Annotated in this window: 1 protein-coding gene; it reads left to right on the forward strand. The window is 64.3% G+C overall.

Annotated elements, in window-relative coordinates; genetic code table 11:
* Positions 1-249 (forward strand): AMP-binding protein (locus tag NJH59_RS25460; RefSeq protein WP_253087486.1); only part of this gene is annotated, 249 nt, incomplete at both ends.

Genomic DNA, 249 nt, shown 5'->3' on the forward strand with positions numbered 1-249 from the left:
ACCTCCGGCTCCACCGGCAAGCCCAAGGGCGCGTTGCTCGCGCACCACAACGTACTGCGCCTGTTTGCCGCCACCGAACACTGGTTCGCCTTCGGGCCGAGTGACGTGTGGAGCCTGTTCCACTCCTATGCCTTCGACTTCTCGGTGTGGGAGATCTTTGGTGCGCTGCTGTATGGCGGCAGGCTGGTCATCGTGCCGCAGGCCACCAGCCGGGCACCGGAAGAGTTCTTCCAGTTGCTGTGCGAGCAG

Source organism: Pseudomonas sp. VE 267-6A (genome assembly GCF_024126555.1).
GTDB lineage: Bacteria > Pseudomonadota > Gammaproteobacteria > Pseudomonadales > Pseudomonadaceae > Aquipseudomonas > Aquipseudomonas palmensis.